Below are 9,005 nucleotides of genomic sequence, written 5' to 3'. Positions count from 1 at the left end.
CGTCGACGACGAGCATCGCCGCCTGCCGGCGGAACTCCTCGGAGTACTTGCTGACCCTCCCCAACCGGGGCCTCCTCCCTGGCTGCTGCCAAGTCTGGAGGTGTCCGGCCCACGGGGGTCACTTCACCCGGCCGTGCATGGCCGCACCGGCCGACCCCGCACCTCCGATCGGGACGTGCCGGAGGGCATCGCCTTCGTGCTGTCCACCGACCTCGGCTGGGCCAAGCTGCCGGTCGAGCTCGACTACGGCTCGGGCTGGACCTGCTGGCGGCGGATGCACGCATGGGCCGACGTCGGCGTCTTCGACCGGCCGCACACCGCCGTGCTCGACCGCGTGGGCGAGCAAGGCCGGCTGGACTGGTCCCGGGCCAGCCTCGACAGCGTCAGCATCCGAGCCAAGAGGGGGTGAGCTGACCGGGGCGAACCCCACCGACCTGGCCAAGCGCGGCACCAAGTACGACCTGCTCGTCGACGCGCACGGACTGCCGCTCAACGTGCTGGTCAACTGTGCTAACCGGCACAACAGCCTCTTCGTCGCACCCCTCCTCGACGGCATGTCGGCCATCTGCCGCGGCAGCCGCGGCCACCCGCGACGAAAACCGGTCAAGCTGCACGGGGACAAGGGCTACGACATCCCGCGGGTCCGCCGTTACCTGCGCCGCCGCGGGATTACCGCGCGGATCGCCCGCCTCGGCCGGGACCCCAGCACTCGTCTGGGTCGGCACCGCTGGGTCGTCGAACGCACGCTGGGCTGGCTGCTGTCCTACAAACGCCTGGCCCTGCGCTACGACCGCAGCGCCTCGACGATCACCGCGCTGGCCCGCCTGGCCGTCACCCTCATCTGTGCTCGCAGGCTCCCGACGAACTCACACAACGTCTTCCAAAGCTTGCCGACCGAGCCGACAGCCCTGGGTCCGTCGGCCGGGGATGGCAGGAGCCGGTGGAAGATCGAGCCGTGAGAGCTATAGCCAGCTGCTCCACTACCGCTCGACCTCATGAGGAGCCAAGGACCTTGATGCACGACAGGGAACTAGCCGCCTGGCATGAGGCCGGGCACGCTGTCGCGGCGGTGATGCGCGGGGACTCCCGGCTGATCACCGTCGGCCTCGGCGACCGCCACGGGGAAGGCACGACCTGGCGGCGGGGAGCAGCCTGGGATGGGCCCTTCGTTGCCTACGCCGGCCCCTGGGCGGAAGCCCGTCGGACGTGGGGCGACCGCGACCTGGAGGACGAGGACGACGACGGCCTGACGTTCGACGACTACCTGCTGGGTGTGCTGCTTGAACAGAGGGACGATGCGGCAGTGCTCGATGCCGCCAGCCTGGAGGCGCGGGCCACCGGGCTGGCACCCGAACGAAACCGACAGACAGAGATGGTCTGGCGGATGGAACTGGAGCGTGTCTGGCCCACCATCGCGGCAGTGTCCAAGGCGCTACTCGCTGGCGCCACGGTCACGCATGAGCATGTGGACCGTCTGCTGGATGCCTCCTGGGAGGGCGTCGACCAGCTCCCATGAGGCTTCTTGCTGAGCCAGGCTCCTCCCCCACTGCAGTTCAGTTGCCTGCGGCGCGGAACTGGTCGACGACGCTCTGCGGGATGCGGCCGCGCGGCGAGACGTCGATCTTCTTCGCCTTGGCCCAGGCGCGAACGGCCTGCGGGCTGTAGTCCACGGGTGCGGCCGCCTTCGCGCCGGTGGCTGTGGCCCGGACCCGGTTCTGCCGGCCACCGACCTTCCGGGCGGCCCGGACGTAGCGGTCGAGCGTCGCCCGCATCTCGCTCGCGTGGTCGTTGGTCAGGTCGATCTCATACTGGCGGCCGTCGAGAGCGAAGTTGACAGTCTGACCGCCATCCTGCCCGATCTCGGTGTCGTCCAGGTCGTCGACAAGACGGATAACGGTACGCTGCGCCATCGGTACTCCCTCATTCGGTGAATGCACCGACAATACCGCAGGGAATAGGCTCGAGCCTCGGATAGTGCCTCCAAGGAGTGAATGGATGCATGCCGCCCGCGACGCTCTGAAAGAGCCTTAGCGGCGCTAGGAGGCTGCGGCGATGTCCCGTCACCCAGCGTTCACTCAATTGCTGACGAGCTCGGCCTCGGCGGCTGGCTGCACTCCCATTGAACACTGCCTTGCCTGACCGGAATCAGTGGCGTGATGCAAACCGGCGGCCGCGGTCGCCGTGGCTAGCACTACCGCCAGCGAGACGAAGGGCCATCAAAGGGGCCCGCCCAGAATCCAGAGGAAGACAGCCACTCGGCTGACAGAGGCACTACTGGCAACCCGCCTCCCACTTGGTGGCGCCAGAGCCTAGAGCCGGCGTCACGTCCGATGCGGGGCTGCCGCGAGAAGCCGCGTCCGCGCGCGAGGCGACCGGACACTCCAATCGACGCGGAGGGCCTGGCCGTCGGCGTGGATACGGAGCGCCAGGTTTTGCGACGCGCATCGGGCGGCGCGCAGCGGCCGAGGCCAGCGTAGGCGTGGTGCGGAGCGGACGATCACTGAGGAGTCCAATGCCGTGCCCCCGGCCGGCAGCCCGAGGAACGGAACCTGGTGGAAGGTCAAGCGGAGCTACCCGGGTCGGCCGAGAGCGTTCTTCACCTTAAAGGCTACTCGCTGACGGCTCTCAAGAACGCGCCCCAAAGTGGCCCGTCAAGGACATTGGCCGCCGCATGGGCCAGCCTGATCAATGAGCGAGGAAGCTCGACAGTCATCCAATCTTGAATCCCCTCTCATTGATGTTCTTCGTCAAGCGGGCTTCGCACCCGGCTCTGCAGATCCACCGTCAATTCAGTTCGAAGCGAGGAGAAAGCAGTGTATAGCCGTTCGTAGTCCGCTTGGGCGCTAACCCACATCTCCCCGGGGCCATCGTTCTCTGCAACAGATGCAAGCTCCTCTTGCAGTCTCCGATAGGCCAATTGCGCCTCCTGGGAGAGATACATTCCTCCCTGGTCCGAGAAGTACCAGTCTTTGAGCTTTAAGGCCAGCGCTCGTGCATCGTTGTACGTAAAACGGGGGTTGGGAGGATAGCGCGACAGTTGCTTTCCTAGCTCCCACAGTGGGCGATACGCCGAGTCGCGCTTATTTCTAAGGTCGAGGTCGACCTGCATCAGCCGGTCAAGGCGCCTCGCCAACGCCGCCTCGGCCTGAGATAGTTCGCTCCTGACCGTATCCTCAGATGACCGCAGCGAGCTCTCCACCTTCCTTTCCGAGACGTTCAGGGAACTTTGAAACTTCCTCTCGACACCGCCCACTATCGCCCGCTGCACCAAGAAAAAGGCGAGAATGATGACGATAGTCCAAGCGCCAGTCAATCCGGCATACCCCAAGAGATCTGGCAATTCCTCGCTCCGTTCCTTGACGCGGCCTGCAGGACGAATAGGCTGGCGGCGCGTGTGGCGATGCGGCCGCAGCTCAGTCGAGGCTCACTGGGCGCCACCTTCCTGGCTTCTTGCGTGCCCGGGCAGCAGGCGCCACTCTGTCGTCTCTTCGACCTCTGCTGGGACTTCCGCAACGGGCGCGAAGTCGGCGGCGGCCCACATCGGCTTCTGGTCGGCGGGCACGTCACCCACATCCACCAGCTTCGATGAAGACGGGGCGAAGTCATTCAACTGAGTTTCGATGAACTGCAACTCGCTGACAGATGCCCGGCCCACCCTCCAGCAGATCCGCACCCTGCCCGCGACGTCGAATGGCCAAAGAAGCGCCATGCGCCCATGGAACATCTTCGCTTCGTACGGCTGCTGACCGTCCACCATTCGCTCGAAGCCGAAACCCTTGGGAAGCAGAGCAACGAGCACACACTGGGCGCCGGTCGCCAGTCCGCCCTCGGTCCAGCACAGCACCAGGCGATCGCTCATTCGTCGAGGACGAGCCGTATACTGCGCGGGTCCAGTGGCATGAGGAGGCGCGGCAACGTAGACCACCCCACCGGCCACAGGGTGATATGCCGGGTCATCGGCGCGCTCGGCACTCCAGGAGACTCTCAGCGGCTCGGGACCAACAGCATCCCAGTGGTCAACGAGACAGAAGAATCCGGCTTCGTCCTCTCGGAAGTCCAGCACCACGCAGTGTGAGACAGTCTCTGGCGCCATGTTGCCCCCTTCGTCGCTCAGGCGGGACGGACCTCCGCCCACTGAAAGGGTGACGGGGCCGAAGTCCCCCCGCCAGGGGCTCTGCACGCTCCGTACCAGCGGGAACCGCCGAGACACATCTGACGCTCAGTGATTGCGGACGCGCGACGCTGCGTGTGTCCGAGCGGCCACTTCCGGAGGAAGGCTGCCAATCGCAGCACTGCCCGAAGCTCACACTCAGCCTGCAGATCGCCCGAACCCCTTTCGGGGTGCAGGCGGTCGCAAGTCCCCCAGGCGCCTGGCCGGGCACATCGTCAACGCGGCTCCGCTAGACAGCCCCACCGAGCCTGTCAGGGCTGGCGGAGGCGAGGCCAGCGCTCCGGGTGTCCCGCCCACCAGGCCACGATGTCGACCGCGCGGAGCAGCGAGATCGGCGGATCCACTGCAAGCGCGGCGACGTCCTCGAAGAACCCGCGGTCGGCCTCGATGTCCGCCCGGACGGCGTCGGAGAAGACGAGATAGAACTCCCCCCAGGACCGCCCCGGCAGCGGCGGGATCCGTGGCGCCGCCCCGTACTGGTACACGTTCTCGACGTGGCGGTCCCACAGCGGAATCAGGTGCGGCCGCTTGCGGTGCAGCACCTTGGACAGGATGGTGCCCTTGACACCGGGAATGCCGCGGCGGTCGAGCAGCGTGAGCATGTGGCAGACGCGCGCGCGCTCGTCGTCGGTCGCGTCGAAGATCGAGGCGGCCGGCCGGATCTGGTCCAGGGACTCCTGCAGCTGTGGCCTGACCGCTTGCAGGCTCTCGTAGACGCCCAGGTCGAAGTGCTGGACGTTGAGCAGTGGCGGGCTCAGCAGATCGGCGTCGGTCAGCGGCCCCAGCGCCCGTCCGGCCTCGTACCGCTCATAGGCCGGGTAGCCCCACCCGGACCCGTCGGTGAGGTAACTCCGCGCATGCTCGAGCACCTCGGCCTTAAGGACCCGGATCCCGCCCACGCGCACTGTTGTCACGGCCCGGCAGCCTGGCATGCGGGAAAGCCTAGGGCCGTGATCCCCCGTCCTCTGCGTGTCCGGGACGCGTCCGGTACACCCGAGCTCCTGCGGCCATGCCAGGTTCTCGGTTTGATCATCTGGCCAGGCGCTGCACTGCGTTGAAGCGGCCACTCACGCTCAGGGGTCGATGAGGAACTGTGCGATCAATTTCTGCCCGTCCTTGGAGAATGGGGTCATGCTTAATCTGAGACCCCCGGGGCTGCGGCCGGTGCGTGCGGGACCTTTCGTTCCCAGCTCATTACGGCGCCATACCGGCGCGATGGGCGAGGTCCCCTGGCGTCGCGGTCCCGCCCAGGGTGAACTGCTCAAGAGGTCAGGTGAGTTCCGCACGTGCACCGGAATCCTTCTCTGCTCCGCCGTGCCGGTCCTCGATGTCGCATGGCCGAGCTCGCGGTGCCGTATGCGGCGTAGCTCGAGCAACGAGCCCAGCAGGACTTGCAAGATCTTGCAGCCTCGGTGGCGGGCAGGGGGGACTTCCTGACTGTGCTGCGCAGGAGTTGGGGCTGTAGCGCACCGGATGACTGGCCCATGAGGCGTCTCCTCGAGGCAGCCGCGGTCTCGATGCCAAAGATGGCCCTGTAGATCCACTACAGCAGTGGCTCAGTCGAGTCGGCTTTCAGCGTCGTTGCCACCCCGCATCGAGCTGCTGTATCGGATCACCCGTTCTAGGTGTTCGGTCATCCGATGGCTGGGGCCGAGCACGCGCCGGCAGCGTCGCAGGGTGTCCTCGCCAAGGGCGCGGGCCGGTTCAGCCTGATCAAGCAGCTTGTGGACTTCGGTGAGCGCAACCGCAGTCCAGAGGGCGATTGCGTGGTCGGGGCCAAACACCCGGCGGGCACGCTGCAGCGTGTCCTCACCGAGGACCTGAGCTGACGCCACTTCACCTAGCTGGACAGATGCGTGCATCAAGGCGACCGCCCCTACCACAGTGGTGGCGTGGTTCGCGCCGAGCAGCTGGCGGCTGCGCTGCAGGGTGTCCTGTCCCAGGACACGAGCTGACTCCGCCTCGCCCGCCTCGGTAAGGGCGATGCTCAAGGTAGCCGCCGCCCAGAGGGTGAGGAAGTGGTCCTGACCATGCAGCCGACGGCAGTGCTGCAGAGTGTCCTCACTCAGGACACGAGCCGACTCCACCTCACCCATGAAGGTTTGGGCGACTGCCAATGCATCCGCCGTCCACAAGGTGAGGAAGTGATCCGGACCGACCACCCGACGACAGCGCTCCAGCGTGTCCTCGCCCAAGTGCCGGGCGGCCGCCAACTCGCCTATCCTGGCGAGGGTGCCAGTCAAGGCGGCCGCCGCCTCCAGGGTGGTGGCATGGTCCGGACCAAGCACCCGGCCGCAACGCTCCAGGGTGTCCTCGCCCAGGGCACGAGCCGGCTCGACTTCACCGAGTGAGGCATGCAGGCCGGTCAGGGTAGCCGCCGCCTCCAGGGTGGTGGCATGGTCCGGACCAAGCACCCGGCGGCAACGCTCGAGCGTGTCCTCCCCAAGGTGCTGGGCGGCCACCGTCTCGCCTAGTCCGATCAGGGCCAAAGCAAGGGCGATGGCTGCCCGCAAGGCAGTCGCGTGATCCGGACCGAGCACCCGGCGGCAGCGCTGCAGAGTGTCTCTGCCCAGGACGCGGGCCTGGTCCGCTCCCCCCACAGCGACCAGAGAATGCGTCAGAATGCTGGCAGCGGTCAGGGTGTCGGCATGATCGGGGCCAAGCATCGATTGCCAGCGGTCGAGTAGCTGCTCGCAGACGGTCCGGCTGGCCGGACTATCGCCCTTCGCGCGCAGATATCGAGCGGTTTCCAGGACAAGCTGCCGACCGGCGGATGAGGTGTCCCCTAGCGGCGCAGCGGTGAGCACGTGCGGAGCTAGCTGAGCATGGAGAGCCCAGTTGACCGGATTCTCTGCGTCGCCTGGGGCTGCAGCGGTCAGCAATGCCACCACCTGCTGGGCGATGACCCGCTGCCGGTCGGAAGGCAGTTGCTGGCGGATCACCGCTTGGACGAGCCGGTGAACCTGGAAGCCGTCCGGGTGGCGGCGGGCCAGGGAGTAGCCAACGAGCGCTCCGACAGTGTCGGCGAGAGCATCGGGATCTGCAGCGGCGCTACGGAGCGGCTCGACGAGGGACTGCGTGTGGCTGCCGATTAAGGCCAGCGGGATAGGTTCCGGGGCGAGATAGGCAGCCAGTTCCAGCAGCTGAATCGCGGCCGGGTCCTTGCCGCGCAGCCGCTCTAGCGACAGGGCCCAGGTGGTGTCAACCCGCCCCTGATAGCCGAGCACCTCTCCGCGAGCAAGCAAGGTCGCACGGTGAGTACGGAACCGGCGCAGATAGTCCGCCGCAGGCAGACCGGTCTGCTCGAGAAAGGCGGCAGCCTGGGCAGCAGCCAGCGGTAGATCGCCGAGCTCGGCGGCGAGCTCGGCGGCCGCCTCCTCAGTAAGCGCCGAGATCCGGGCTTGCAGCAGTGCCACCGTCTCTGCCCGCGTGAGGACGTCGACCTCCAGCCGCCCGCCGAGCGCTCCCCAGCCGGGCGAGCGGGAGGTGATCAGCAGGTGCCCGCTCCCATCCGGCCGATAGGCAGCGACGTCCTGCGGTCGTTCGGCGTTGTCGAAGATCAGCAGCCAGCGGTTCCGGCCACGCAGCTCGGCGAGCAGCCGGTCCACAGCGTCAGTCACCGTGGGTCCGGTCGGCAGCCTCAGCCGGGTCGCGAGGCCGGCGAGCTGCTCAGGGATCAAAATCGGCTGCCCGGCGTCGATCCACCACACCACGTCGTAGTCGGCGGCGAACCTGTGCGCGTACTCAATGGCCAGCTGGGTCTTCCCCACTCCGCCCAAGCCGAAGAGCGCCTGAGCCATCAGGCTCTTGCTCGCGTGCAGTCGCTCATGCAGGCGGGCCAGCTCTCCCTCACGGCCAATGAAATGCGGATTCCGTCCCGGCACGTTCCAGGCCTCCAGTTGGCCAGCACCTTGACCCGGCGCTCCTCCTGTCGGCCCTCCAGGTCTCCGCGGCTCATTCGCCCGGGCCGAGGAGCCTACGGACGGTGGCGTCCAATCCAGTCCCGGATCGTGCGCCAGGATTGCGGCCTCGAGCTCCTGCAAGGGTCGGCTCGGATCCACGCCCAGGTCCTGGGCAAGGTCACGTCGGGTTCTTTGGTACTCCTGGAGGGCCTCGGCCTGCCGCCCGGACCGGTAGAGGGCCAGCATCAGCTGTGCGCGTAGACGCTCACGCAACGGAAACTGCGTCACCAGCTCAGACAGCTCGGCGATCAGGTCGCTATGTTCGCCTAGAGCCAGATCCGCCTCGACTCGGGCCTCGAGCGCGGCCTCCCGGGCCCTCTGCAGCCGGGTGGCACGCACCCGCAGCCCGGCCAGGTGGCCCAGGTCGCCGAAGGCTGGCCCGCGCCACAGTGACAGCCCACCCCGCAGCAGCTCGGCCGCCCGTGCCGCCTCACCCCGCGCCAGTGCGGCCCGTCCCGCGGCCGTGAGTGCGGTGAAACTTTCGGCGTCTAGCTCCTCGGGGTGCATCGTCAGGAGGTAGCCCGGCGGGCGATGCCGGATTCTCTGCGCATCCCGCATCTCCCGGCGCAGGTGATACACGTGCAACCGCACATTGTCCGCAGCCGTCCGCGGGGGGTTGCTCTCCCACAGCGCCTCGATCAGCTGATCCACTGGGACCGCCGTGTTGGCATGGCACAGCAGAACCGCGATGAGAATGCGCCGCTTCTCCGACCGAAGCTCTATGGGCCGCGCCCCATCGGCTATTTCGACAGGGCCCAGAACGCCGAATCGCATGGCCACTTCCCCCGGTGCCACATGCCTGCGTCGCACGACCGTGCAGCCTGAGCTGCGCAACCGACTGTATACCTTCAGTCAACACCGATATACCGCGG

The 9,005-nt window shown here is 67.2% G+C and carries 6 protein-coding genes and 1 pseudogene; 2 read left to right on the top strand and 5 right to left on the bottom strand.

Annotated features, from left to right (window positions below; all coding sequences use genetic code 11):
* Positions 1-82: 82 nt before the first annotated feature.
* Positions 83-866 (top strand): annotated as a pseudogene (locus ACI780_RS20925) (IS5 family transposase); the annotation flags it as partial.
* A gap of 149 nt (positions 867-1,015) precedes the next feature.
* Positions 1,016-1,516: a hypothetical protein gene (locus ACI780_RS20920; protein WP_457005503.1), complete on the top strand. Its 501-nt coding sequence runs from the start codon at positions 1,016-1,018 to the stop codon at positions 1,514-1,516.
* Between the two features lie 37 nt (positions 1,517-1,553).
* Here ACI780_RS20920 and ACI780_RS20915 read toward each other — a convergent pair whose 3' ends face one another.
* The 5 genes from ACI780_RS20915 to fxsT all read right to left on the bottom strand — a co-directional run bounded on the left by ACI780_RS20915 (position 1,554) and on the right by fxsT (position 8,907).
* On the bottom strand, positions 1,554-1,910 hold the full coding sequence (locus ACI780_RS20915; RefSeq protein ID WP_457005501.1) for a histone-like nucleoid-structuring protein Lsr2: 357 nt from the start codon (positions 1,908-1,910) through the stop codon (positions 1,554-1,556).
* Between the two features lie 821 nt (positions 1,911-2,731).
* Entirely contained in the window at positions 2,732-3,253 is a 522-nt protein-coding gene (locus tag ACI780_RS20910) for a hypothetical protein (protein ID WP_457005499.1), read from the bottom strand.
* Positions 3,254-3,424: 171 nt separating this feature from the next.
* Positions 3,425-3,859: a hypothetical protein gene (locus ACI780_RS20905; RefSeq protein ID WP_457005497.1), complete on the bottom strand. Its 435-nt coding sequence runs from the start codon at positions 3,857-3,859 to the stop codon at positions 3,425-3,427.
* A gap of 563 nt (positions 3,860-4,422) precedes the next feature.
* Positions 4,423-5,085, bottom strand: a complete 663-nt coding sequence (locus ACI780_RS20900) for a DUF6308 family protein (protein WP_457005495.1) — start codon at positions 5,083-5,085, stop codon at positions 4,423-4,425.
* A 642-nt stretch (positions 5,086-5,727) separates the two neighbouring features.
* A complete protein-coding gene (gene fxsT / locus ACI780_RS20895; RefSeq protein WP_457005493.1) occupies positions 5,728-8,907 on the bottom strand; it encodes an FxSxx-COOH system tetratricopeptide repeat protein in 3,180 nt (1,059 codons plus the stop codon).
* Positions 8,908-9,005 lie beyond the last annotated feature (98 nt).

Source organism: Geodermatophilus sp. SYSU D00814, from assembly GCF_054050055.1.
The sequence above is the reverse complement of the archived record's forward strand: the minus strand, read 5'-3'. Positions and strand labels throughout refer to the sequence as shown.